Source organism: Pantoea sp., assembly GCF_039594315.1.
In the GTDB taxonomy this organism is placed as follows: domain Bacteria; phylum Pseudomonadota; class Gammaproteobacteria; order Enterobacterales; family Enterobacteriaceae; genus Pantoea.
In genome coordinates, this window is the sequence record NZ_JBCNNP010000027.1 from 25,801 (window position 1) to 49,363 (window position 23,563).

The window sequence follows — 23,563 nt, forward strand, 5'->3', positions numbered from 1 at the left end:
GGCTTGCTTAGGTTTGGCTGCGCATTATACGGACTTCGGCAGCGGCTGTCCTGCCCGCGTGCGGCACAATCGCGGATGAAATTCTGTGGCGGCTGTGGCTAAATGCGCCTTTCCTCACTTAAAAAGATAAATGATGACAGCGATACTCCATTTCCTGCTGGCGCTGGTGGTGATCTTTGCCCTTGCGCTATTGGTCAGCCATGACCGCAAACGCATTCGTCCGCGCTTTATTATTCAGTTATTGATTGTCGAAGCCGCATTAGGTTGGTTCTTCCTGCATTCAGCAGGCGGCCAATCGGTGGTAACAGCGGTGGGCGGCTTCTTTGAAGTGCTATTAACTTACGCCGCGCAAGGCACCAACTTTGTCTTTGGCAATATGGCCGAACAAGGTCTGGCGTTTATTTTCCTTGGCGTGTTGTGCCCGATTGTATTTATCTCCGCACTGATCGGCATCTTGCAGCATTGGCGCATTTTACCGCTGCTGATTCGCGCGGTCGGCACGCTGCTGTCGAAAGTGAATGGCATGGGCAAGCTGGAGTCGTTTAACGCCGTCAGCACCTTGATTCTCGGCCAGTCTGAGAACTTCATAGCCTATAAAGGCATTCTGGGCGATATCTCCGCGCCGCGCATGTACACCATGGCAGCAACCGCGATGTCGACAGTTTCGCTGTCGATTGTCGGCGCTTACATGTCGATGATTGACGCCAAATTTGTGGTCGCTGCGCTGCTGCTCAACATGTTCAGCACCTTTATTATCTTGTCGATCATCAACCCGACGCGCCCAGAGAATGAAGAACACATTGCGCTGGATAAGCTGCATGAAGAGCAGAGTTTCTTTGAAATGTTGGGCGAATACATTCTCGCCGGTTTCAAAGTGGCGATGATCATTTTGGCGATGTTGATTGGCTTTATCGCGCTGATTGCCGCAATCAACGCTTTGTTCGAACTGGTGTTTGGCTACAGCTTCCAGCATCTGCTTGGTTACGTGTTCTATCCGTTTGCGTGGCTGGTCGGCATTCCTTCGGCGGATGCATTCCAAGCCGCCAGCATTATGGCGACCAAATTGGTGGCAAATGAGTTTGTGGCGATGATTGAGCTGAAGAAAGTTGCGGCGGAAATGACGCCACGCGGGCTTGGCATTCTTTCGGTGTTCCTGGTTTCATTCGCTAACTTCGCCTCGATTGGCATCGTTGCCGGTGCCATCAAAGGGCTGAATGAGAAACAGGGCAATGTGGTATCGCGCTACGGCTGGAAACTGGTTTACGGCTCTACGCTGGTGAGTTTGCTGTCGGCGGCGTTTGCTGGGCTGTTTATCTAAATCATGTGGCGCGCATTGGCGCGCCCACTCTTCAAAACGCCACGCACACTAACGAATCCACCCGCATGACTGATTCCTGCTCGAAGCGCTTTTTGTAGATGTCTCGCAATGCGTTGATGCTGTCTGAGCTGCTGCGATCGGGATTGTGAATAAGCATCAGCGCCTTGCTGTTTTCGCGCGCCAATTTGCCGTTATCCCCCAGCCACTGACCTTTGGCGTCATAAACTGACAAGCCTTCTTTGAAGCGCGGCGTCACATCGTTATCGACAAATTGCTGCCATTCCAGGCTACTCACCGTGCCGCCTTTCGGTTTGTTCATGCCAAACCACAAGGTGGTTTGCATCATGATATCGCCAGAGCCACACACCGCTACCGGTGCGGTGTTGGGTGGAATGTGTTCCAGCGATGTTGAAGGTGCCTGGCATCCAGCCAGCAAGAACGTCAGTAAAATCGGTAAAGCCACAGAGCGGAACATCACTATCATCCTCAAGAGTGAACCAGCGCTAAGCATAAGTGCCTGCTGCTAAAAGCGGTAATTTTTTGTTATTGCGCTTATGCCTGTTAGCGTAGAGTCTGCCTCGCTATACTTCACCCAACATTTCTGAAAATGAGAAGACGACTATGATCCGCAGTATGACCGCTTACGCCCGCCGCGAAGCCAAAGGCCACTGGGGCAGCGCCGCCTGGGAAATCCGCTCGGTGAACCAGCGCTATCTGGAAACCTACATCCGTCTGCCGGAACAATTTCGTGGCCTGGAGCCAGTCATCCGCGAGCGCATCCGTAATCGCCTGACGCGCGGCAAAATCGAGTGCTATCTGCGTTATGACGCCGATGCCAGCGCGCAAGGCGAATTGCAGTTGAACGAATCACTGGCGAAACAGCTGGTTCAAGCCGCCAACTGGGTGAAGATGCAGAGCGATGAAGGTGCGATCAATCCGCTGGATATTCTGCGTTGGCCGGGCGTGATGTCTGCGCAAGAGCAGGATCTCGACGCGATTAATGCTGAGTTGCTGGTGGCGCTGGATGGCGCATTGGATGACTTCATCGAAGCACGTGAAAGTGAAGGCACCGCGCTGAAAGGCATGATCGAACAGCGTCTGGAAGGCGTCTCGCAAGAAGTGAGCAAAGTGCGTGCGCAGATGCCAGAAGTGATCAAATGGCAGCGCGAGCGCCTGTTAACCAAGCTGGAAGAAGCCGAAGTGCAGCTGGAAAACAATCGCCTCGAGCAAGAACTGGTGATGATGGCGCAGCGCACCGATGTGGCTGAAGAGCTGGATCGCCTCGATGCGCACGTCAAAGAGACCTACAACATCCTGAAGAAGAAAGAAGCCGTTGGCCGTCGCCTCGACTTTATGATGCAAGAGTTCAACCGCGAATCGAACACGCTGGCTTCAAAATCAATTAATGCTGAGATCACCACATCAGCGATTGAGCTTAAAGTGTTGATCGAGCAGATGCGTGAGCAAATCCAGAATATTGAGTAATTCCACTCATAAAATTTTCACGCCCTCAACAAAGCCCGTTTAGAATCGGGCTTTATTATATCCTCAGATTAGCCATGTCTTGCTTGTGTAAATATATGTTCATATAAGGATACTTTTAATTACTGCATCCTGTAATTGAGCCATCAAATCGTGTTCTTTATATCAACTAAGTTTGAAGCCACACCCCATTAACCATACAATAAACAAGGGTACTTATGGGTGTATCTGATTGCACCTAATGGATTAACAATTAAAGGACGAATGAATATGCCAATTCCAGCTTATCTGTGGCTTAAAGATGATGGTGGTGCACTGATTAGAGGCAGTGTTGATGTGCAGGACAGAGAAAGCAGCGTAGAGGTAATCGGTTTTTCACATGCGATCACGCTCCCTGTAGATTCTCAAACAGGCAAAGCAACGGGCAAGCGTAAACATGCCCCAATATCCTTCGAGAAGGATTTCGATTCATCTAGCCCTTACCTGTTCAAGGCTGTAACCACCGGCCAGAAACTTCAATCGGCAGAATTTAAATGGTATCGCATCAATGATGCCGGTCAGGAACAAGAGTACTACAACATGCTGTTAGAAGGCGTCACCGTTATTTCGTTTAATCCGGGAATGCCCAATACCAAAATGTCAGGGCTGAGTGGAGCGAATCACACAGAATCGGTTGCATTAATGTACGAGAAAATCACACACAAATATTGTGACGGAAACGTACAACACTCTGATTCATGGAATGAGAGATAAAATTAAGGGGCCAACGCCCCTATTCGCATTAAATCCGGTCTAGTACTTCAACAACCAAGTTTAACAATATCATTGAGATAATCACAATTACATTAAGTTTAATGTAATATTGCAACCATCTTTTTGTGATCACCATAAATGAGCTGCATTTTCTTATCACACATTCTGCTGCGATTCGAATCATGGAGAATGGAAGTAACGCCGCTATTATTAATGCGTGCAATAAAACCCATTCTTTGAAATTCATCATCGATTCTCCATCGGGGAAAACGTCTAATAAATTTGCTAACTGGTATATAAACTCTGCGTTTCTATAGTTTTCGCTCAGGCTAAAGTAATAGTCAATCCTCGCCATACATATGAATACGGCAACAAAAACTATAAACCATAAAAAACTAAGAGCAGACCGTCCCATTACTGATAACCTCAATTTTTCCATAAGATTTAATTTTTGTCCCCGGTATATCAAATTGAGGCTGGTTCAAAATAGCCGTTTTAATTCTGTAAAAATCGGTACGATGTACCAGAGTTATACAACCTTCTGACACTTGACCAGGATGCAATCTAAAATTTCCACGCCATACGCCTTCATAAAACGTGTCATCATCTATGATTCCATCGTCTCTGTAGAGAGCGAACCATTCATAATGATCGACGATTGTGCCGCGCTTGATTGATAGAGCTATGTCAGCTGCTGCTGCGCGTAGTATATTTCCAGGACTTCCCCAAGGACGATCAACTATGTAGTAATTCCCCGGTGGTGTTGGCCCCAAACTTTTTATGTGCGCGCACCCGCCTTTGTTGATGTAGTTTTGCTGGCCAGAGAAAGCCATAAACGTACCTACACCGTAGATCGTCAGAGGCGCTATATCTGCACCATTCAAAATAAACTTCCCTTGTATAGCCATCCGTCGCCCGTCTCCATTTTAATAAACCCTGTTTATTATATGGATAAGTGTGGTATTTGAAAGCAGTCATCAAGTGGTCACAGACCATTTCCAGGATGTCCTCGAAATGGTTAAAATTGGTTCCGGTGCGTAACGAGAGTTAAAAGGCATAAGACTAACTCGTAACATCTGTTATCTGGTCATGCAAAATGATGATGCACCATAGATAGGAGAGAAGCTTCATAGGGATCAAGTTGGCTCGAAGCAACTGGCAAACCAAACGCATTACGATGTTGGCAGGAAAGTTCGCACTATCGATACGAACTTTCCCTAGGCGTGGCGAAACTAATGGCATGATGTTTTCGGCCGTTAGCGTAAATCTTTTGTCAGCAATGATAAAAATTCATTTCTATCACGCAGATAAGCGCGCTGTTGCCGCAGGAAAACCTCAGATCATTCCGAAAATAAACCTCTGTTTACTAAGGTTAAATTAATAAAAATAGTGATTAACACGCTAATAGTCGCCTTAACCATGAGTTCACTTAATCCTAAAGATTGTGGAGATTGCGTTTCTTTGACGGCACTATTTGTTAATCTACTGGTCGTAATTAGAACAGTTGTACCGCCAGGAACTCATGGACCTTCTTCTTTGCGCGATACATTTTTTCCCGACATGAAGGCGTTATGACGAAATCCCGGCAGTTCCGTTCTACTCTCTTGCATCCCCGCTATTGGTTTACCTGGTTTGGTCTGGGTGTGCTGTGGCTGTTGGTGCAACTTCCCTACCCTATTCTGATCCGGCTTGGTGCGGGTGCGGGCACTTTGTCTCGTCACTTCCTCAAGCGTCGCGAGCGCATCACGCGCCGTAATATCGAGCTGTGCTTCCCCAATATTGATGAAGAACAGAAAGAAGCGATGATTGCCGGTAACTTTGCCTCGCTAGGCATGGCGCTGGCGGAAACCGGCATCGCCTGGTTCTGGTCTGATGCGCGCGTGCGCCGCTATTTCCAGGTCAGCGGAATGCATAATTTGCAGCAGGCGCAAAGCCACCAGCGCGGCGTGATGGTGATCGGCGTGCATTTTATGTCGCTGGAACTCGGCGGCCGCATCACGGGTTTGTGCCAACCGATGATGGCGATGTATCGCCCGCACAACAATCAGGCGATGGAGTGGGCGCAAACCAAAGGTCGTATGCGTTCTAACAAAGCGATGATTGATCGCCGCGATCTGCGCGGCATGGTGCAGGCGCTGAAAAAAGGTGAAGCCGTTTGGTTCGCACCTGACCAGGATTACGGCCCGAAAGGCAGCGTGTTTGCTCCGCTGTTTGCGGTTAAACAAGCGGCGACCACCAATGGCACCTTTGTGCTGTCGCGCCTGGCGAAACCGGCTATGTTGACCATCGTGCTGATTCGTAATCAGGACAATAGCGGTTATCAGCTGATTATCCAGCCCGAGCTAGAAGGTTATCCGTATGAAGATGAATCTGCGGCAGCAGCTTATATGAACAGAGTGATTGAGAAAGAGATCCTGCGCGCACCGGATCAATATCTGTGGCTGCATCGCCGCTTTAAAACCCGTCCACCGGGTGAAGCCTCGCTTTATATCTAATCTTCTGATGCAGCAGGCATTCGTCTGCTGCTCATTTTCTCCGCACACATTTCACAACCATTCTTAACGAAAAACAGGTTTGTCAAAATTTGCACCGCCTCTTGTAATAGCGGTCTTACTCTCTCTTTGACCAAAACCATGACTCTGCTTTTTACTGCCAAACCGCGCGCGCTGCTCGCGATTGCCATTACCAGCGCGCTGCTGGTCGGCTGTGCCAATCCGCATGGCTTACACACCCAAAACACCTTGCTGGATGCCAACACGCTGCAAGCGAATCAATCGCTGCAACATGCCCATTTCAGTGCGGCCAACTGGCCGAAAACGGCTTGGTGGCAAAGCTTTGACGATCATCAACTTAATCAACTGATTAACGACGCGATGGCGTCTAGCCCAGATTTACAGGTGGTTAACGCGCAGGCGGATAAAGCCAATGCGCAGGTGATTGCTGCCGATGCGGAGCGTTATCCGGATGTCGATCTCAATGCCGGAATTACCCGCTCGCGCGTGGCAAAAGTGGATGATCCGCTGCTAGAAGGTAAAAGCTACAGCACCTTGCGCACCGCCAGTGTTGGATTGAGCTACACCTTTGATTTGTGGGGTGGCAAAAAAGATGCCGCTGAAGCCGCGTTGGGACAGGCACGCGCCAGCGAGCTGGATCGTCAGGCAAGCCAGCTCACGCTTGCCGCCAACGTCACACGCGCGTGGAATAACCTCAATTTGGCGTGGAACAACGCAGAACTGGCGCAGCAGAATGTTGATCGCGCCGATGGCATCGCCAAAATCCAGCAGCAGTACGTCAGCGCGGGATTGACCTCGGATTATCAATATAAGCAGGCGCTGTCACAGCAGAAAACTGCGCAGGCTGATTTAACGCAGGCCAAACAGAGCATTACCGATGCCGGTATTCAGCTTTCAACGTTGATTGGTAAAGGTCCGGATTATTGGCATCAACTGAAGCCAGCGAAAATGAATGTGCCGGTTGCGGCAATGCTACCGAACGCGATTCCCGCTGAGTTGTTAGGACGCCGTCCGGATGTGGTGGCCGCACGCTGGCGCGTTGAAGCCGCCTCGAAACAGATTGCTGCGACTAAAACCGAGTTCTATCCCAACATTAACTTAGTGGCGGAAGCAGGCACTAAGTCGCTGCTGGGCGACGCCTTCTTTGGTGCGCCAAGCCAGTTCTTTAACGTTGGTCCGAGTTTGTCGCTGCCGATTTTTGATGCCGGCCAACGCCGCGCGGATTTAGCAGAAAGTGATGCCAATTGGGATCTGGCGGTGGCGCAATATAACAAGCTGCTGATTGGTTCTCTGGGCAATATCAGCGACACCATCACACAGTTGCAGTCGATTCAGGATCAGCTGGCGCAGCAGGACAGCGCCAACCAGTTGATTCACAGCGCATGGAACGACTTAAATCGCGAATATACCGCGGGATTGCGTCCGTATCTGGATGTGTTGACGATTCAGAACCAGCTCATCGCTTCTGACCAGAAACTGGTGGCGCTGAAGGCGCAGCAGATCAATCTCGCCGTGGTGTTGATTGAAGATTTGGGTGGTGGATTCCAGCAGAATGGCGCTGTTGTCAAAGGTTAGACTTGATGTGCGGAAGTCGTAACACGCACAGTTTGTAGCGGCGCAATTTATTGCGCAATGTTGAAGCATTGAAGAAATTCAAAAAAGCGCGATAAATCGCGCCGCTACGGAATATGCGATCGGCTGGCAATCTGCTGCTCGTTCATGAATCATAGTCCGCACTGTGTAATTACCTGCGGACTATTATGATGGAACAGAATATTGAGGCTGGCTGGTTGCGGCCTTTATTTGCCGATCACCTCACGCCTTACCTCGAAATTGATCAATCGCGCCTGATGCGCAATCTGCAACAGATGCAGCAAAAAGCCGATGCCGCTGGCGTCACGCTGCGCCCGCATATCAAAACCCACAAAAGCGTGTGGATAGCCGAGCAGCAACGCAATTTGGGTGCGCGCGGTATTACCGTTTCTAAACCTAGCGAAGGCGAGCCGTTTATTCGTGGTGGCGAAAGCGATTTGCTGCTGGCTTATCCGATTGTCCATGCCGATACGTTGACAGAGCTGTTGGCGACCGCAGAAAAACATCATGCGCGCATTACCTGTATCGCCGATTGCGCGGCAGGTGTGGCGGCGATTGCCGCCGCGCATCAACGCCAACCGCAATGTCAGCTGGCAGTGGCGATCAAAGTGGATGTTGGCTTGCATCGCGTTGGCGTTGAGCCCCATAGCGATGCGGCCATCACCTTAGCGCAACAGATCCAAAATGCTGGGCTGCCGTTTGCTGGATTGGTCTCTCACGCCGGTCATGCTTACGGCGCGGGCAATCCAGCCGCAATAGCAGAAGTCGCTCAGCAAGAGATCGCGCTGATGCGCGATGTACAACAGCGCGTCCTCGCCGCCGGATTTGCATTCTGCCCGATTTCTGTTGGCTCAACGCCTACTGCGTTAGCCGCCCCCGTGGCGCATGGCAGCGATGAAATTCGCCCAGGTAATTACGCGTTGCTCGATCTTACGGCATGGCGTTTGGGATTGTGCTCGCCGGATGCACTGGCGTTAAGCGTGGTGACGCGCGTGGTGGCGGTAAATCCACATTTTGCGATTGTTGATGCCGGTTCCAAGATGCTCAGTTCCGACAAAGGCCCGCACGGCACCAATGCCAGCGGGTTTGGCATCGCCGTGGATGAGCACGGTAATCAGTACGAAGTGCTTAAGCTCTCCGAAGAGCATGGCTTCCTGCAATATAACGATCAGGCTCCGCCGGTTGGCGCGTTGCTGCGCATCTTCCCTAACCACAGCTGTGCGGTGGTTGCCCAGTCAAATCATTTCGTACTGCGTGAAGGAGAGGGTTCATCCAGCGTGAAGTGTATTGAAGGACGTGGCTTGTTTACTTAATTGCAGCGGTTTCACGGAAACCACTGTTGTCCCACACTTCCATCACCGGGCCGTTTGCAGCCCGGTTTCAGCGTGCTTTAATGGCTTTTTGTCCACTCATCAGGAGGTTCCATGCTGCCATCCCAGACAGTCACGCTAACCGTTCCACGTAACTGGTTGGATTTATATGAAACCATTTGGAAACCTCAGTGCTTTGCCAAATGGGCAAGCGGGCTGAGCAGCAGCACGCTGACTCAGGAAGGGAATAGCTGGAAAGCCAAAGGGCCAGAAGGCACGGTGAAGATTCGCTTTACTCCGCATAACCCGTTCGGCGTGATGGATCACTGGGTCGATACCGGAACCGGTAAAGAGATTTATATGCCGATGCGGGTGATTGCTAATGAGCAAGGTGCAGAAGTGGTGATGGTGGTTTATCGCCAGCCATTGATGTCCGATGAGAAGTTTGCACAGGATGTTGCCTGGGTAAAACGCGATCTGGAACAGCTTTTACATCTGTTAACGCATTAGAATCAATGCATTATGTAGCTATCACTTCTTCAACACGCGCTGGAATCAATCAATAAAAATCGGTTTCTTTTTTGCTCAGTAGCGTTTAACTGTTTTAGTGAAATCATTTGGTATTTACCGGTCAATCACCAGTTCGGCTAAAGCATCCTCTCCGGGAAAATTCCTGGTGAGGATGTGTCATAAATCGCTGAGTCGCTCTGATTTATCAAAGTTTTTTAGTTATAAAAGTATCGCCTGATCAGTGGGACGTACTGAATGACGAAAAAGACTAATAAATGGTAAATCATCCGCCTTATATATTCATATGCAAATTCTGAAACCATTTATTCCTGCGGTCTATTTATAGGAGTTTTCTGATGGTGTTAATTTAATTAAAACACGGTATAACTCATTCACACACAGCAGTAACCATAATAACAACAGCAGGGAAATAATATGGATCGCTCAACCTATCCTTTGTTATCAGAAAAAGAATTTGTTGAGATTGCCAGCCGGATGCTGGCCGGGGAATATATAAATTCAAAAGGATTTTATAATGATCTGTTGGATTTCCTCCGCACCGGAGGCGATACCAAACAGACAAAAACACCATTAAGCGCCAGGGGCATATTTTTAAATTCAGAACATCATTTAATTGATTGCATCTTTACGTGGCAAAACCTGAAAGGCATCTCAGGACTGCGCCAGGAATCGCTGCATTGATATGCGCTGTGCTCCTGCCTGTGGCTGGAGTAACCCCTTAATTGCACTGGTACATGTACCATAACGAGCAAAGTATGGCGATAAGAGAAAAAAATCTGACTAATGCAAAATGGTCAATTTTGTCATCGATTAAAATCGTCGGCATTGGTGTTTTACAACTTTCACTTCTGGCACAAATACTACAGGCAAATGAGTTAAACTTGTTGGCTATTGCTATCGTGATGTTATTAGTGATTGATACATTATCTGATCGAGGATTTGGTAATTCGATAATCAGAAATAAAAATCTGAACAACAGCGAATTATCGATCTTATATTGGGGTAATGTATTAACTGGACTGCTAATCTTTGCCGTATTGTTTATTGGCAGCGATATTTCCAGCCGAATAATGAATCAGCCTGAAATGGCCGTAATGTTGGAGATGGTTTCGGTAATCTTCATCATTATTCCACAAGGTCAGCATTATCGCGCCATATTGCAGCGGGAAAACCAATTTTCGCGCATCGCCTTCACGGAAACCTCTTCTGTGCTGGCAGGATTGGCCGTCACGCTGTTTACCGTGTGGCTGACGCCTTCAGTGCTGTGCGCCATCTGGGGTTACCTCGCCATGGTATCCATCAGAATGCTGGTCTACTGCTATTACGGTCGTTCCTGGTTCCAGCCAGAATACCGTTTTAGCCTGAAAAGTTTCGCCAACGTGCGAGCAAGAAACGGATAATAAAAACAAGTCTGTATGGTGGGCTCTGGGCATCTGAGAAGATGCGTTCGCGTGCTGGTCGCCAGCACGCTTTTTTCTTTTCTAGGCTTCCAACAACTCTTCCAATGAGTCAAAGGTCAGTTCGCTTAACTTGCCGTTACGCTGCAAGCGCAGCCAACTCACCAACATCCGCAACTCATCAATTATCATGTACAAATCAGCCATGTCATTTTTACTTTTGACTTGCAGCCGCGTCAGCGCGTTCAGCTTGTGGGCATTTACCGTTTTATGGCTGATGCCTAAACGTGCACCGATACTTTCCATGCTGTAACCCCACGCCATCATCAACAGCACGCGCAATTGTCGGTCAGGCAACAGAATGTCAGCCCCTTCAGGCAAATGAATTTGTGCATTGGTGTTGAGGCAAGTGAGCAACTTAGTGGTCAATATCTGGCGTGAGGATTTTAAGTCCAGAATATTAAGTGAAGGCAGATAACGACTGAGCGCATGCATCAACGGCAATAAACGCCGCGTTAGCACCACGATTTGCATCGCGGGAAACTGCTGCTGCAAGGCATAAAGTATTTTTAAGGTGCCAGACAACGGCATATTTTCGTGAAAGATGCACACCAGCAGTCGTGGTTTGAGCTTCTCGCATTGTGACATGACGGTGCTAAGCGACCACAACTCATGTATCTGACAAGCGACAGGGAGCCCGGCTAATAAACTCTTTAGCCCTAGCGCCGCCAGTTTGTCAGAGGAGAAAAAGAGAATGTCGTCGTTGCGCGTTTTCATGCCAGTCCAATAGTTGCTTGATGCGGTTCGTTAAGCCGATACGCATGAATGCGCGCCTTATAAATCGACGCATCATATAAAGAGAGCCTGTTTGTTCAGGCACCAATGACGTACGACACAAGCAAGACAAAACTTAAAATTGAGAATCAAGCCGCTGGCACCTCGCATCATTTTTACTTATGCGAAAGCTCACTGAAATGCAGATTTATCCCGTGAAATAAGCCTGCTAGCATGCTTGCCATCAAACAAGCTAATCCGATGGCGCTCTCTTTAGAAAATATCAGTGGTCTACACTCTGGGAAATTTCTACCCTTGCCGCCAATTTAATGGGGTGCTCTATGTTATTAACCGTTCTCTATATTATTGGTATCACCGCTGAAGCCATGACCGGCGCGCTAGCGGCAGGGCGTCGTAAGATGGATTTGTTTGGCGTGATTATCATTGCTTCGGTCACTGCGATTGGCGGCGGTTCAGTGCGCGACATCCTACTTGGCCACTATCCGCTCGGCTGGGTTAAGCATCCCGAATACATCATGATTGTGGCGGCAGCGGCAGTCGTGACCACCTTCGTTGCGCCGTTAATGACGCACTTGCGTAAAGTCTTTCTGGTATTAGATGCGCTGGGCTTGGTGGTGTTTTCGATTATTGGTGCCCAAGTCGCGCTAGATACCGGCCACGCATCGATTATTGCCGCCATCGCGGCTGTGATTACCGGCGTGTTCGGTGGCGTGCTGCGCGATATGTTTTGCAACCGCATTCCGCTGGTATTCCAGAAGGAACTCTATGCAGGTATCGCATTCGCTTCGGGATGGATCTATATCCTGCTGCTGAAAACGCCACTGGCGCACGAAGCGGTGGTGATCATCACGCTGCTGTTCGGTTTCTTTGCTCGCTTGCTGGCGCTGCGTTTCCGCCTCGGGTTGCCGATCTTCAATTATCCCCATCCTGAACACTGAGTCGGCAGCGGGAATCCCCTGCTGTTGCAGAAAGTGAATTAACTGCTGCAGGTCTGCATCCTGCAGCATCGCCACGATACGCTGAGCCAGAACATTGCCGATGCCGGGCAACTGCTGCCAACTCTCCGCACTGCGCGCGAGTAGTTGCGACCATTGCGTGTCCGGCAGCGCCTGAAGCGCCGTTTTCGGCAGCGGCAATCCCAGCGCACTCACCCAACGCCGCAGCGGCTGCTGTCGCGTTAAGTTAAAGCGATGCCAGATTTGCTCGGCGCGCGCAGATGAAATCCCATTCGCCTGCGCAATGTGATCGGGCGTCAGCGTTAGCCAGGAAAAGAGATGAGTGATTCCGCCACTGTCGAGTAGACGCTGCCAGTTGCTGCGCTGTACACCGACGATATCCAATACCGATTTCTGGCTCATCCAACTCAGGCGCGATAAAAACTGCGCGCGGCAAGTGGCAGTGAAATGCAGGCAGCTCAAACCATTAAATTCACCATCTTGTGGCGAGGCGGAATAATCGCGCTGTGCCACACGCCAGATCACGCGCTCCAGACGCGGAATACCTAACCCAGCCAGCGTTAGCGTCACTTCATCACCGGCAATCACATCCAGCTCGCGCCAGCGACGTAGCGAACCAAGATTAACCCGGCGCACGGTTTTATCATCCAACTGTACAGGAATGAGATTCAACACCACGGCAACTTTGCCGGTGCGCCCCACATTGAAGTCTACCGAGAGCACTTCGCTGCTGACTTCCGCGGGTTGATATTTCCACGCTGCCGACCAACTGCCTTGTCCTGGCTGCCAGTCACGTCCCGCCCTGCCCGGTGATTGATGCATCACCACGCCATCGGTGACAAATGGCAGTGATTCGTGGAACCAGCGATCGCGCCATATCGCCACCTCTTCTTCATTACTGACCTGGCGGCTCCAACTCTGTGCCAAGCCAAATCCCCACTGCGTGAGTTGCGCCAATCGATCATTCATTGATAGTGGGCCATCCGGCCATGCCCAAATGAAAATGCCAAGACGCTCAAGTAACGGGCTGTTGTCGTGCCGCATCATGGCACCCGCCACCTGAGCGCGCGCATTTTTGCCGCCGTCACGGGCTTGTTGATGATCGGTCATTTGCAAAAACAGCTCACCTTGCAGCACGACTTCTTCGTGCAATGTAGCAATCTGCTGCGGGATGGCGGGAATATGCGGTGATTTAGCCAGCCACTCTTCGCCGCGTAAACCATCACCACGACTGATCAGTGAAACTAACTTCCCGAGTCGATACACCAGTGTGACGGCCACGCCATCGACTTTTGGCTGCACCCATAATTCAGATCGATCCTGCATCCAATACGCCACCGCTAATTTATCGCGCAGTTTGCGCACGCCGGTATGCGCCACGGGATGATGTGTACTGCCATCGGTGGTGAGCTGTGCATTGTAAGTGGATTGAGTGGGCATAAAGCAGCGCTGCCACTGCTGTAAACGCTGTTGCAGGCTGTCGTAATCCTCATCGGTCACCTGATTAGTGCCCAGCCGATAATACGCGTCATCCCATTGCCGCAATTGGGTTTGTAGCTGCGTGATCTCTTGTCCAGCGCGCACGGGGGACCAATTCGGGCACAGCGCTTCGGCCCAGCAACTCACGCTAAACAAGCAACACAATAGACTCAGAAATCCTTTCATCTTGGCTCTCCTTTTTTCGCTATTGGAGAGTGCGTAACAGGTTTATACCAGCGGTGAAATAGCTTCTTTGAAGCCAGAGTCCAGCCTTTTTGTGGGGTTTGCAGCCTACGACATCGGCTTCTGGCGCGGCCTCACAGAAAAAAGAATTGCCTCAGCCAAGCGGCAAACGCTGCGTGGCAGGCCTAAGCCGTGTATACTGTGCAGGAAATCGACTCCGCTCTTAATCAATTCAAGATAACCATGGCTCAAGGCACGCTCTATATTGTTTCCGCCCCCAGCGGCGCGGGTAAATCCAGCCTGATTCAGGCACTGTTAAAGACACAACCGCTGTACGATACGCAGGTGTCTATTTCGCATACCACCCGTGGCGTGCGTCCCGGTGAAGCTCATGGTGAGCACTATTTTTTCGTCTCTAAGACTGAATTCGAGACCATGATTGCCGCAGACGACTTCCTCGAACATGCGGAAGTGTTTGGCAATTATTACGGTACGTCACGCGCTGCAATCGAGCAGGTGCTGGCGACCGGCGTTGATGTTTTCCTGGATATCGACTGGCAAGGCGCGCAGCAAATTCGCAAGAAAATGCCTGCCGCGCGCAGCATCTTTGTGCTGCCACCGTCTACCGAAGAGTTGGATCGTCGCCTGCGTGGTCGCGGTCAGGACAGCGAAGAGGTGATTGCCCGTCGTATGCAACAGGCCGTGGCGGAAATGAGCCACTACGCCGAATACGATTATTTAATCGTTAATGATGATTTCGATCTGGCGCTGTCCGATCTGAAAACCATCATTCGCGCAGAACGTCTGCGTATGGGTCGCCAAAAATCGCGACATGATGCTTTAATCAGCAAACTATTGGCAGTCTGAATTCACTTTCAGTATTATGCCCAGTCATTTCTTCATCATCTGTGGAGTAGCACACCTATGGCACGCGTAACCGTTCAGGACGCAGTAGAGAAAGTTGGTAACCGTTTTGACCTGGTGTTGGTCGCTGCACGTCGTGCACGTCAGATGCAGGTAGGCGGTAAAGATGCGCTGGTTCCGGAAGAGAACGATAAGCCGACCGTTATCGCCCTGCGCGAAATCGAAGAAGGTCTGATCACTACCCAGATTCTGGATGTCCGTGATCGTCAGGAACAGCATGAGCAGGAAGCCGCTGAGTTACAAGCCGTTACCGCTATCGCTGAAGGTCGTCGTTAACAGCACTTCGCAGGTCGCCCTTGTATCTGTTTGAAAGCCTCAATCAACTGATTGAAAAATACTTGCCTGAGGAGCAAATCAAGCGCCTCAAGCAAGCTTATCTAGTCGCGCGTGATGCCCACGAGGGCCAAACACGCTCCAGCGGCGAGCCTTATATCACCCATCCCGTTGCGGTTGCCTGCATTCTGGCCGAGATGAAACTCGATCATGAAACGCTAATGGCCGCGCTGCTGCATGACGTGATTGAAGATACGCCCGCCACTTACCAGGATATGGAACAGCTGTTTGGTAAAAGCGTTGCCGAACTGGTGGAAGGCGTATCCAAGCTCGATAAGCTGAAGTTCCGCGACAAGAAAGAAGCCCAGGCTGAAAACTTCCGCAAAATGATCATGGCGATGGTGCAAGACATTCGCGTCATCTTGATCAAACTAGCCGACCGCACGCACAACATGCGCACGCTCGGCGCGTTACGACCGGATAAAAAACGACGTATCGCGTTAGAAACGCTGGAGATTTACAGTCCTCTGGCGCACCGCCTTGGTATTCATCACCTGAAAACAGAACTGGAAGAGCTCGGATTTGAAGCGCTCTACCCGAACCGTTTCCGCGTGATCAAAGAGGTGGTGAAAGCGGCGCGCGGTAACCGTAAAGAGATGATTCAGAAGATCCTTGCTGAAATCGACGGGCGCTTACAGGAAGCAGGTATTCCCTGCCGCGTCAGTGGTCGTGAAAAGCATCTCTATTCGATTTACCGCAAAATGCACCTGAAAGAGCAGCGTTTTCACTCGATCATGGATATCTACGCTTTCCGCGTCATTGTGAAAGATCTGGATACCTGTTATCGCGTGCTCGGTCAGATGCATAGCTTGTACAAACCGCGTCCCGGACGCGTGAAAGATTACATCGCCATTCCCAAGGCTAACGGCTATCAATCGCTGCATACTTCCATGATTGGCCCACACGGTGTGCCGGTTGAAGTGCAAATCCGTACGGAAGATATGGATCAGATGGCAGAAATGGGTGTGGCAGCGCACTGGGCGTACAAAGAAAGCGGCGAAGTCAGCGGCACCACCGCACAGATTCGCGCTCAACGCTGGTTGCAAAGCCTGCTGGAGCTGCAACAAAGCGCCGGTAGCTCATTTGAATTTATCGAAAGCGTGAAATCCGATCTGTTCCCGGACGAGATCTACGTGTTCACGCCTGAAGGCCGCATTGTCGAATTGCCCGCTGGCGCCACGCCGGTGGATTTCGCCTATGCGGTGCATACCGATATCGGTCATGCCTGCGTCGGCGCACGCGTCGATCGCCAGCCTTATCCGCTGTCACAATCACTGACCAGCGGCCAAACTATTGAAATCATTACCGCGCCGGGCGCTCGCCCGAACGCCGCATGGCTCAATTTTGTCGTCAGCTCCAAAGCACGCGCCAAGATTCGTCAGTTGCTGAAAAACCTCAAACGTGAAGATTCTGTTAGCCTCGGTCGTCGCCTGTTGAGCCACGCGCTCGGCGGCAGCAAGAAGTTGGCAGAAATTCCTGCCGAGAACATTCAGCATGAACTTGAGCGCATGAAGCTGACCGCCATCGACGATTTGCTGGCTGAAATCGGCCTGGGTAACGCGATGAGCGTGGTAGTGGCGAAAAACCTGCTGCAATCGGGTGGCGAAGAGCCGCAAAGCAACAGCAAACGCAAAAAGCTGCCAATCAAAGGCGCCGATGGCGTGTTGATTACCTTTGCCAAATGCTGCCGTCCGATTCCCGGCGATCCGATTGTCGCGCACGTCAGTCCCGGCAAAGGCTTGGTGGTGCATCACGAATCCTGTCGTAACATTCGCGGCTACCAAAAAGAAGCTGAAAAATTCATGCCGGTTGAATGGGATAAAGTGACCGATCAGGAATTTGTTGCTGAGATTAAGGTCGACATGTTCAACCATCAGGGTGCTTTGGCGAACCTGACGGCGGCGATCAATACGGCAAGCTCCAATATTCAGAGCCTGAATACCGAAGAGCGTGATGGACGCGTGTATAGCGCCTTTATCCGCCTCACCGCGAACGATCGCGTCCATTTGGCGAATATTATGCGCAAAATTCGCGTAATGCCGGACGTTATCAAAGTTCACCGCAACCGTAACTAGTCCATGAATGCCCAACGCTTTGCTCGAATTCAGGAGATGCTGGCCCTGCGCCAGCACGATCTCACCGTTTGCATGGAACAAGTGCACAAGCCGCATAACGTTTCGGCGGTGATTCGTACCGCCGATGCGGTGGGCATTCATGAAGTACATGCCGTGTGGCCTAGCGTGCGTATGCGCACCATGGTTGCGGCCTCGGCCGGCAGCAATAGCTGGGTGAAGGTGAAAACCCATCCTCATATTGCTGACGCGGTACGCCATCTCAAAGAGAGTGGCATGCAGGTATTGGCGACCAATTTGTCAGACAAAGCGGTGGATTTTCGCGCAGTCGATTACACCAAACCCACCTGTATTTTGATGGGGCAGGAAAAAACCGGCATCACCGCCGAAGCATTGGCGTTAGCCGATCAGGACATCATTGTGCCGATGGTTGGCATGGTGCAGTCGCTCAACGTTTCGGTCGCTTCGGCGCTGATTCTGTATGAAGCACAACGCCAACGGCAGAATGCCGGAATGTATCAACGCAAATACAGCTTGTTGGACGAAGACGAACAACAGCGCTTGTTGTTTGAAGGTGGCTATCCGGTATTGGCGCGCGTCGCCAAGCAGAAAGGCCTGCCTTATCCGCACATCAACGCCCATGGCGAAGTAGAAGCCGACGCCAATTGGTGGGCCACCATGCAATCGACGGGTAAAAAATGAAAGGCCGTCTGCTGGATGCCATCCCGCTCAGTACCCTGACCGGCGTCGGCGCCAGTCAGGCGGGGAAACTGGCCAAACTCGGCCTGTTCACCATTCAGGATTTGCTGCTGCATCTGCCGCTGCGCTACGAAGATCGCACCCAACTCTACAAAATTAATGACCTGCTGCCGGGCGTTTGGGCCACGGTGGAAGGCGAAGTGCTGAGCAGCGAAATCACCTTTGGTCGCCGCCGCATGTTGGTGTGCCAAATCAGCGATGGCAGCGGCATGCTCACCATGCGTTTCTTCAATTTCAATGCCGGGATGAAAAACAGCCTGTCGCCGGGCCGCCGCGTCACCGCTTATGGCGAGATCAAACGCGGTCAGCGCGGTGCGGAAATCATCCATCCTGAATATCGCGTGCAAGGCGAACAAGGCGGCGTTGAGCTGCAAGAAACCCTGACGCCGGTTTATCCCACGACCGAAGGCATTCGCCAGGCGACGTTGCGCAATCTCACCGATCAAGCGCTGACGCTGCTGGAGAGTTGCCCGATTTCCGAACTGCTGCCCGCCGAGTTGAGTGGCGGGATGATCAGCCTGCCGGATGCGCTGCGCACCTTGCATCGTCCGCCGCCGGATTTGCGTTTGAGCGAGTTAGAAACCGGTCGTCATCCGGCGCAAAAACGCTTAATTCTTGAAGAGTTACTAGCGCATAACCTCAGCATGTTAGCGGTGCGCGCCGGTGCGCAGCGGCATCATGCGTTGCCGATGAAACCGCAGCATCAACTGGCCAATCAATTGTTAGCCGCCTTGCCCTTCTCACCAACCGGCGCGCAACAACGCGTGGTGGCGGAAATCGAAAAGGACCTGGCCAACGATTTCCCAATGATGCGCCTGGTGCAAGGCGATGTTGGTTCCGGCAAAACCTTGGTTGCTGCATTGGCCGCACTGAACGTCATCGCCCACGGCAAGCAGGTGGCGTTGATGGCGCCGACCGAACTGTTGGCTGAACAGCACGCGAACAATTTCCGCCAATGGTTTGCGCCGTTAGGAATTGAAGTAGGTTGGCTGGCCGGCAAACAGAAAGGTAAAGCGCGCGAAGCCCAGCAGGAAGCGATTGCCAGCGGCCAGGTGGCGATGGTGGTTGGTACCCACGCGCTGTTCCAGGAACAGGTGAAATTCAACGGCATGGCGCTGGTGATCATTGATGAGCAGCACCGTTTTGGTGTGCATCAGCGCTTAGCGTTGTGGGAGAAAGGCGAGGAGCAAGGCTTCCATCCGCATCAGTTGATCATGACCGCCACGCCGATTCCGCGCACCCTGGCGATGACCGCTTACGCCGATCTGGATACCTCGACCATTGACGAATTGCCGCCGGGACGTACGCCGGTCACCACGGTGGCGATCCCCGATAGCCGCCGCAGCGAAATCATTACGCGGGTGCAAAGCGCTTGTCACGAAGGTCGCCAGGCCTATTGGGTGTGTACGCTGATTGAAGAGTCCGAAGTATTGGAGGCGCAGGCAGCCGAAGCGACGTGGGAAGAGTTGAAGATCGCGCTGCCGGATTTGCAGGTCGGTTTGGTACATGGCCGCATGAAACCGGCAGAAAAACAGGCGGTGATGGCGGCGTTCAAAGCCAATGAAATCCAATTGCTGATCGCCACTACCGTGATTGAAGTTGGCGTTGATGTGCCGAATGCCAGCTTGATGATTATCGAAAACCCAGAGCGACTTGGGTTGGCGCAGTTGCATCAGCTGCGCGGACGCGTGGGCCGCGGCGCTGTCGCCTCGCATTGCGTGTTGCTGTATAAAGCGCCGCTGAGCAAAACCGCACAGAAGCGTTTGCAAGTGCTGCGCGACAGCAACGACGGCTTTGTGATTGCCCAGCACGACCTGGAGATTCGTGGGCCGGGTGAATTACTGGGTACGCGACAAACCGGTAATGCCGAATTTAAAGTCGCGGATTTACTGCGCGATCAAGGCATGATTCCCGAAGTTCAGCGCGTGGCCCGCCACATCCACCAGCATTATCTTGAACAGGCGCAAGCCTTGATCGAGCGGTGGTTGCCGGAAACCGAGCGTTATAGCAACGCTTAATCCGCCATCTTTGCCTTATCAATCGCGATAAAATCCCCAACAAACTTCTGCAACAGACGTGTTAGCTCGGCACGTTCTGTATCCTGCCAGCCAGCGAACAGGTTCTGATAAATCTGCGTACGTGCCGCGTCGATTTTATCGGTCATCAATTTACCCGCTGCCGTGATCACTGCTTCATTCACCCGCTTGTCTTTGGCATTTTTCTGTCGCTGCGCCAGTCCCAACTCTTCCAGCTTAGCCACCTGGCGACTTACGGTGGTGTAATCGCGTCCGGCGCGTTCCGCCAGTTCCACTACGCCAATCGGGCCAAAACGGCCAATCTGAATCAGTAACGGAAACAGCGCGCGATCGAGTTGGATATTGGATTCTTTGATCAGCAATTCATCGCGTTGCGGCCGGTTAAAGGTGCCGACAATCATCAGCAGCGCGTTGTGCAGATCATCGAACTCCGCACTATTATGTGTATTTTGCACGCTTTTCATTGACGTTATCCCAGGACAGAACTAATGTGTGCATATTACACATAGTTTCCTGTTAACTGAAGGTGAAGAGATGAAAGCAGCCATAGTTTCTGCGGCAGGCGAACTGCCCATTTACAGCGATTTCCCTGCGCCACAGGCCGATGAACAACATGCGATCGTTAATGTGAAAGCCGCCGCCGTCAGCCAACTGGCGAAGGCGCGCGCTGCCGGTACGCATTACAGCGCCGCCACGCAATATCCTTTTATTGTCGGTATCGACGGCACCGGCACGCTCAGCAATGGCGATCCGGTCTATTTCCTCGCCTTCCATTCACCGTGGGGCAGCATGGCGGAACAGACACTGATTCCCAAAGAAAGCATCGTTCCATTACCGGCATCGCTGGATCCGGTACTGGCGGCAGCGCTGGCCAATCCGGGCATGTCATCCTGGGCAGCTTTAACCCGACGCGCGCAGTTGCAATCCGGTGAAACCGTGCTGATTAATGGCGCAACCGGCACTTCCGGTGGTTTAGCGGTACGCATTGCGCGTCATTTAGGCGCGGGGAAAATTATCGCCACTGGCCGCAATCGTGCAGCACTGGAGCAACTCAAAGCGCAAGGCGCTGACGTAACATTGACGCTGGATGAATTGCCGGGCGCGTTGCCGGCGTTGATGAAAGCAGGCATCGATGTGGTGCTGGATTATCTGTGGGGCCAGAGCGCACTGGACATCATGCATGCGGCAGTGGCGGGCAAAGAAAAAACCGTGCGCTTTGTGCAGATTGGTTCGCTGAGCGGTCAGGAAATAACGCTGCACAGCAAGTTGCTGCGCTCATCGGGATTGACCTTGATGGGCAGCGGCTTAGGCAGCGTTTCCGATCAAGAACTCATCGCCTGCATCAGCGAAATGCTGCACGCGGCAGCTGAAAGCGATTTTTCCATCGCCTTCCAGATGCGCCCGCTGAGCGAAGTCGCTCAAGCCTGGCAAGAAGATGACAGCCGCTGCCGCACGGTGTTTACGCTTTAAATGTTTGGCCGTGAAAAGGGGCGTCGCAACCGTTTGCTTTCGTGACGCAACCGTTTAAAATCGCCCCTTTGTTGTAATTGAGAACGCCCACCATGTCCGTCAACACCGCTGAATCTCACCAGCCTGCCAACGCAGCAAGCCCAAAAAGTGAATTGATTTACCGCCTCGAAGACCGTCCTCCGCTGCCGCAAACGCTGTTTGCTGCTTGTCAGCATCTGCTGGCGATGTTTGTTGCGGTGATTACGCCCGCGCTGCTGATTTGTCAGGCGCTGGGTTTACCGGCGCAGGATACCCAGCACATTATCAGCATGTCGCTGTTCGCTTCTGGCGTGGCGTCAGTGCTGCAAATTAAAACCTGGGGACCGGTGGGTTCTGGCCTGTTATCGATTCAGGGCACCAGCTTTAACTTCGTTACGCCACTGATCATGGGTGGCATGGCGCTGAAAAATGGCGGCGTGGATGTGCCAACCATGATGGCAGCGCTGTTCGGCACCCTGATGGTGGCGTCCTGTACTGAGATGGTGCTGTCGCGCGTGCTGCACCTGGCGCGCCGCATCATTACGCCGCTGGTTTCCGGCATTGTGGTGATGATTATCGGCTTGTCACTGATTCAGGTCGGTTTGACTTCGATTGGCGGCGGCTTTGCAGCAATGAACGATCACACCTTCGGCGCACCGAAAAATTTGTTGCTGGCCGCTGCGGTATTGGTGGTGATTATCTTGCTGAATCGCCAACGTAATCCGTATCTACGTGTGGCATCGCTGGTGATTGCGATGGCGGTGGGTTATGCGTTGGCCTGGGCGCTGGATATGCTGCCAGCCACCAGCACGCCAGCCGATCAGCCGCTGATTGCTGTGCCATCGCCGCTCTACTACGGTTTGGGCTTTGACTGGAATCTGCTGATTCCGCTGATGTTGGTGTTTATGGTGACCTCGCTGGAAACCATTGGCGATATCACCGCGACATCTGATGTTTCTGAGCAACCGGTGAGCGGCCCGCTGTATATGAAGCGCCTGAAAGGTGGCGTGCTGGCTAACGGTCTTAACTCCTTTGTCTCGGCGCTGTTCAATACGTTCCCTAACTCCTGTTTTGGTCAGAACAACGGCGTGATTCAGTTGACGGGCGTTGCCAGTCGCTATGTCGGCTTTGTGGTGGCGCTGATGCTGATTGTGCTCGGCCTGTTCCCGGCGGTAAGCGGATTTGTGCAACACATTCCAGAACCGGTACTGGGCGGTGCAACGATTGTGATGTTTGGCACCATCGCCGCCTCTGGCGTACGCATCGTCTCGCGCGAGCCGCTGAATCGTCGTGCCATCATGATTATTGCGCTGTCATTGGCGGTCGGTTTGGGTGTGTCTCAACAGCCGCTGATTCTGCAATTTGCCCCAGATTGGCTGAAAACCCTGCTTTCCTCTGGTATTGCCGCGGGCGGTATCACCGCTATCATGCTGAACCTGATCTTCCCGCAAGAAAAGTAATCTCTCCGGCAGGCTTCGGCCTGCCTGATATTTATCCGCTTTTACATCCAGGCTGTTGAGCTGTAACGGTAATTCAGGCATAACAACCACTCACCGGATAAATATCGGGATGGATGAGTGCGATGAAATTTTTAGGCAAGTTTTTCCTTACCTTACTGCTGCTAATTCTGCTGGCGCTGGT

The 23,563-nt window shown here is 51.9% G+C and carries 21 protein-coding genes and 1 pseudogene; 17 read left to right on the top strand and 5 right to left on the bottom strand.

Annotated features, from left to right (window positions below; all coding sequences use genetic code 11):
- Positions 1–133 precede the first annotated feature (133 nt).
- Entirely contained in the window at positions 134–1,318 is a 1,185-nt protein-coding gene (locus tag ABDW13_RS15435; protein WP_343553442.1) for a nucleoside transporter C-terminal domain-containing protein, read from the top strand.
- Positions 1,319–1,349: 31 nt separating this feature from the next.
- Here the strand turns inward: ABDW13_RS15435 and ABDW13_RS15440 are convergent, their stop codons facing one another.
- Positions 1,350–1,793, bottom strand: a complete 444-nt coding sequence (locus ABDW13_RS15440) for a DUF3574 domain-containing protein (protein ID WP_343553443.1) — start codon at positions 1,791–1,793, stop codon at positions 1,350–1,352.
- Between the two features lie 146 nt (positions 1,794–1,939).
- On the opposite strand from ABDW13_RS15440, the gene ABDW13_RS15445 reads away from it, so the two are divergent.
- Both ABDW13_RS15445 and ABDW13_RS15450 read left to right on the top strand, forming a co-directional pair.
- Positions 1,940–2,803, top strand: coding sequence for a YicC/YloC family endoribonuclease (locus ABDW13_RS15445; protein WP_343553444.1), 864 nt, complete (start codon positions 1,940–1,942; stop codon positions 2,801–2,803).
- A gap of 267 nt (positions 2,804–3,070) precedes the next feature.
- Positions 3,071–3,553, top strand: coding sequence for an Hcp family type VI secretion system effector (locus ABDW13_RS15450; protein ID WP_343553461.1), 483 nt, complete (start codon positions 3,071–3,073; stop codon positions 3,551–3,553).
- A gap of 395 nt (positions 3,554–3,948) precedes the next feature.
- Here the strand turns inward: ABDW13_RS15450 and ABDW13_RS15455 are convergent, their stop codons facing one another.
- The gene (locus tag ABDW13_RS15455) at positions 3,949–4,461 is read right to left on the bottom strand and encodes a DUF2778 domain-containing protein (RefSeq protein WP_343553445.1); all 513 of its coding nucleotides are present in this window, start codon (positions 4,459–4,461) and stop codon (positions 3,949–3,951) included.
- 663 nt (positions 4,462–5,124) lie between these two features.
- On the opposite strand from ABDW13_RS15455, the gene lpxP reads away from it, so the two are divergent.
- From lpxP to ABDW13_RS15485, 6 genes are all read left to right on the top strand, one after another.
- The gene (gene lpxP, locus ABDW13_RS15460) at positions 5,125–6,048 is read left to right on the top strand and encodes a kdo(2)-lipid IV(A) palmitoleoyltransferase (protein WP_343553446.1); all 924 of its coding nucleotides are present in this window, start codon (positions 5,125–5,127) and stop codon (positions 6,046–6,048) included.
- 138 nt (positions 6,049–6,186) lie between these two features.
- The gene (locus tag ABDW13_RS15465) at positions 6,187–7,641 is read left to right on the top strand and encodes an efflux transporter outer membrane subunit (protein ID WP_343553447.1); all 1,455 of its coding nucleotides are present in this window, start codon (positions 6,187–6,189) and stop codon (positions 7,639–7,641) included.
- A 188-nt stretch (positions 7,642–7,829) separates the two neighbouring features.
- Positions 7,830–8,972 carry an alanine racemase gene (locus ABDW13_RS15470; protein ID WP_343553462.1) on the top strand — a complete coding sequence of 381 codons (1,143 nt, stop codon included), beginning with the start codon at positions 7,830–7,832 and terminating at the stop codon, positions 8,970–8,972.
- Positions 8,973–9,083: 111 nt separating this feature from the next.
- Entirely contained in the window at positions 9,084–9,479 is a 396-nt protein-coding gene (locus ABDW13_RS15475) for a polyketide cyclase (RefSeq protein ID WP_343553448.1), read from the top strand.
- A 435-nt stretch (positions 9,480–9,914) separates the two neighbouring features.
- Entirely contained in the window at positions 9,915–10,181 is a 267-nt protein-coding gene (locus ABDW13_RS15480; RefSeq protein WP_343553449.1) for a hypothetical protein, read from the top strand.
- Between the two features lie 74 nt (positions 10,182–10,255).
- Complete coding sequence (locus ABDW13_RS15485; RefSeq protein ID WP_343553450.1) at positions 10,256–10,900, top strand: oligosaccharide flippase family protein; 645 nt, start codon at positions 10,256–10,258, stop codon at positions 10,898–10,900.
- An 81-nt stretch (positions 10,901–10,981) separates the two neighbouring features.
- Here ABDW13_RS15485 and ABDW13_RS15490 read toward each other — a convergent pair whose 3' ends face one another.
- On the bottom strand, positions 10,982–11,674 hold the full coding sequence (locus ABDW13_RS15490; protein ID WP_343553451.1) for a LuxR C-terminal-related transcriptional regulator: 693 nt from the start codon (positions 11,672–11,674) through the stop codon (positions 10,982–10,984).
- 338 nt (positions 11,675–12,012) lie between these two features.
- Here ABDW13_RS15490 and ABDW13_RS15495 point away from each other — a divergent pair, with 338 nt between their 5' ends.
- A complete protein-coding gene (locus ABDW13_RS15495; protein WP_343553452.1) occupies positions 12,013–12,630 on the top strand; it encodes a trimeric intracellular cation channel family protein in 618 nt (205 codons plus the stop codon).
- Here ABDW13_RS15495 and ligB read toward each other — a convergent pair.
- Positions 12,547–14,313, bottom strand: a pseudogene (ligB, locus tag ABDW13_RS15500) (NAD-dependent DNA ligase LigB); the annotation flags it as partial. The gene ABDW13_RS15495 and the pseudogene ligB sit on opposite strands and share 84 nt — an antisense overlap.
- A gap of 240 nt (positions 14,314–14,553) precedes the next feature.
- On the opposite strand from ligB, the gene gmk reads away from it, so the two are divergent.
- From gmk to recG, 5 genes are read left to right on the top strand one after another with little or no spacing between them, the layout of a single operon-like run.
- Entirely contained in the window at positions 14,554–15,177 is a 624-nt protein-coding gene (gene gmk / locus ABDW13_RS15505) for a guanylate kinase (protein WP_343553453.1), read from the top strand.
- 57 nt (positions 15,178–15,234) lie between these two features.
- Entirely contained in the window at positions 15,235–15,510 is a 276-nt protein-coding gene (gene rpoZ / locus ABDW13_RS15510; protein WP_007885265.1) for a DNA-directed RNA polymerase subunit omega, read from the top strand.
- A gap of 20 nt (positions 15,511–15,530) precedes the next feature.
- The gene (gene spoT, locus ABDW13_RS15515) at positions 15,531–17,642 is read left to right on the top strand and encodes a bifunctional GTP diphosphokinase/guanosine-3',5'-bis pyrophosphate 3'-pyrophosphohydrolase (protein WP_343553454.1); all 2,112 of its coding nucleotides are present in this window, start codon (positions 15,531–15,533) and stop codon (positions 17,640–17,642) included.
- A gap of 3 nt (positions 17,643–17,645) precedes the next feature.
- The gene (gene trmH, locus ABDW13_RS15520; RefSeq protein WP_343553455.1) at positions 17,646–18,341 is read left to right on the top strand and encodes a tRNA (guanosine(18)-2'-O)-methyltransferase TrmH; all 696 of its coding nucleotides are present in this window, start codon (positions 17,646–17,648) and stop codon (positions 18,339–18,341) included.
- Positions 18,338–20,416, top strand: coding sequence for an ATP-dependent DNA helicase RecG (recG, locus tag ABDW13_RS15525; protein WP_343553456.1), 2,079 nt, complete (start codon positions 18,338–18,340; stop codon positions 20,414–20,416). Before trmH ends, recG begins: the two co-directional genes overlap by 4 nt.
- Here recG and ABDW13_RS15530 read toward each other — a convergent pair.
- On the bottom strand, positions 20,413–20,898 hold the full coding sequence (locus tag ABDW13_RS15530) for a MarR family winged helix-turn-helix transcriptional regulator (protein ID WP_343553457.1): 486 nt from the start codon (positions 20,896–20,898) through the stop codon (positions 20,413–20,415). The two genes, recG and ABDW13_RS15530, sit on opposite strands and share 4 nt — an antisense overlap.
- Positions 20,899–20,968: 70 nt before the next feature.
- Here ABDW13_RS15530 and ABDW13_RS15535 point away from each other — a divergent pair, with 70 nt between their 5' ends.
- Complete coding sequence (locus ABDW13_RS15535) at positions 20,969–21,904, top strand: zinc-binding alcohol dehydrogenase family protein (protein ID WP_343553458.1); 936 nt, start codon at positions 20,969–20,971, stop codon at positions 21,902–21,904.
- Between the two features lie 92 nt (positions 21,905–21,996).
- Positions 21,997–23,382: an NCS2 family protein gene (locus ABDW13_RS15540; RefSeq protein WP_343553459.1), complete on the top strand. Its 1,386-nt coding sequence runs from the start codon at positions 21,997–21,999 to the stop codon at positions 23,380–23,382.
- Positions 23,383–23,563: the final 181 nt, after the last annotated feature.

Coding starts and splice junctions, on each gene's coding strand:
- ABDW13_RS15435 (WP_343553442.1), top strand. CDS start 134: ATGACAGCGATACTCCATTTCCTGCTGGCGCTGGTGGTGATCTTTGCC.
- ABDW13_RS15440 (WP_343553443.1), bottom strand. CDS start 1,793: ATGTTCCGCTCTGTGGCTTTACCGATTTTACTGACGTTCTTGCTGGCT.
- ABDW13_RS15445 (WP_343553444.1), top strand. CDS start 1,940: ATGATCCGCAGTATGACCGCTTACGCCCGCCGCGAAGCCAAAGGCCAC.
- ABDW13_RS15450 (WP_343553461.1), top strand. CDS start 3,071: ATGCCAATTCCAGCTTATCTGTGGCTTAAAGATGATGGTGGTGCACTG.
- ABDW13_RS15455 (WP_343553445.1), bottom strand. CDS start 4,461: ATGGCTATACAAGGGAAGTTTATTTTGAATGGTGCAGATATAGCGCCT.
- lpxP (WP_343553446.1), top strand. CDS start 5,125: ATGACGAAATCCCGGCAGTTCCGTTCTACTCTCTTGCATCCCCGCTAT.
- ABDW13_RS15465 (WP_343553447.1), top strand. CDS start 6,187: ATGACTCTGCTTTTTACTGCCAAACCGCGCGCGCTGCTCGCGATTGCC.
- ABDW13_RS15470 (WP_343553462.1), top strand. CDS start 7,830: ATGGAACAGAATATTGAGGCTGGCTGGTTGCGGCCTTTATTTGCCGAT.
- ABDW13_RS15475 (WP_343553448.1), top strand. CDS start 9,084: ATGCTGCCATCCCAGACAGTCACGCTAACCGTTCCACGTAACTGGTTG.
- ABDW13_RS15480 (WP_343553449.1), top strand. CDS start 9,915: ATGGATCGCTCAACCTATCCTTTGTTATCAGAAAAAGAATTTGTTGAG.
- ABDW13_RS15485 (WP_343553450.1), top strand. CDS start 10,256: ATGGCGATAAGAGAAAAAAATCTGACTAATGCAAAATGGTCAATTTTG.
- ABDW13_RS15490 (WP_343553451.1), bottom strand. CDS start 11,674: ATGAAAACGCGCAACGACGACATTCTCTTTTTCTCCTCTGACAAACTG.
- ABDW13_RS15495 (WP_343553452.1), top strand. CDS start 12,013: ATGTTATTAACCGTTCTCTATATTATTGGTATCACCGCTGAAGCCATG.
- gmk (WP_343553453.1), top strand. CDS start 14,554: ATGGCTCAAGGCACGCTCTATATTGTTTCCGCCCCCAGCGGCGCGGGT.
- rpoZ (WP_007885265.1), top strand. CDS start 15,235: ATGGCACGCGTAACCGTTCAGGACGCAGTAGAGAAAGTTGGTAACCGT.
- trmH (WP_343553455.1), top strand. CDS start 17,646: ATGAATGCCCAACGCTTTGCTCGAATTCAGGAGATGCTGGCCCTGCGC.
- recG (WP_343553456.1), top strand. CDS start 18,338: ATGAAAGGCCGTCTGCTGGATGCCATCCCGCTCAGTACCCTGACCGGC.
- ABDW13_RS15530 (WP_343553457.1), bottom strand. CDS start 20,898: ATGAAAAGCGTGCAAAATACACATAATAGTGCGGAGTTCGATGATCTG.
- ABDW13_RS15535 (WP_343553458.1), top strand. CDS start 20,969: ATGAAAGCAGCCATAGTTTCTGCGGCAGGCGAACTGCCCATTTACAGC.
- ABDW13_RS15540 (WP_343553459.1), top strand. CDS start 21,997: ATGTCCGTCAACACCGCTGAATCTCACCAGCCTGCCAACGCAGCAAGC.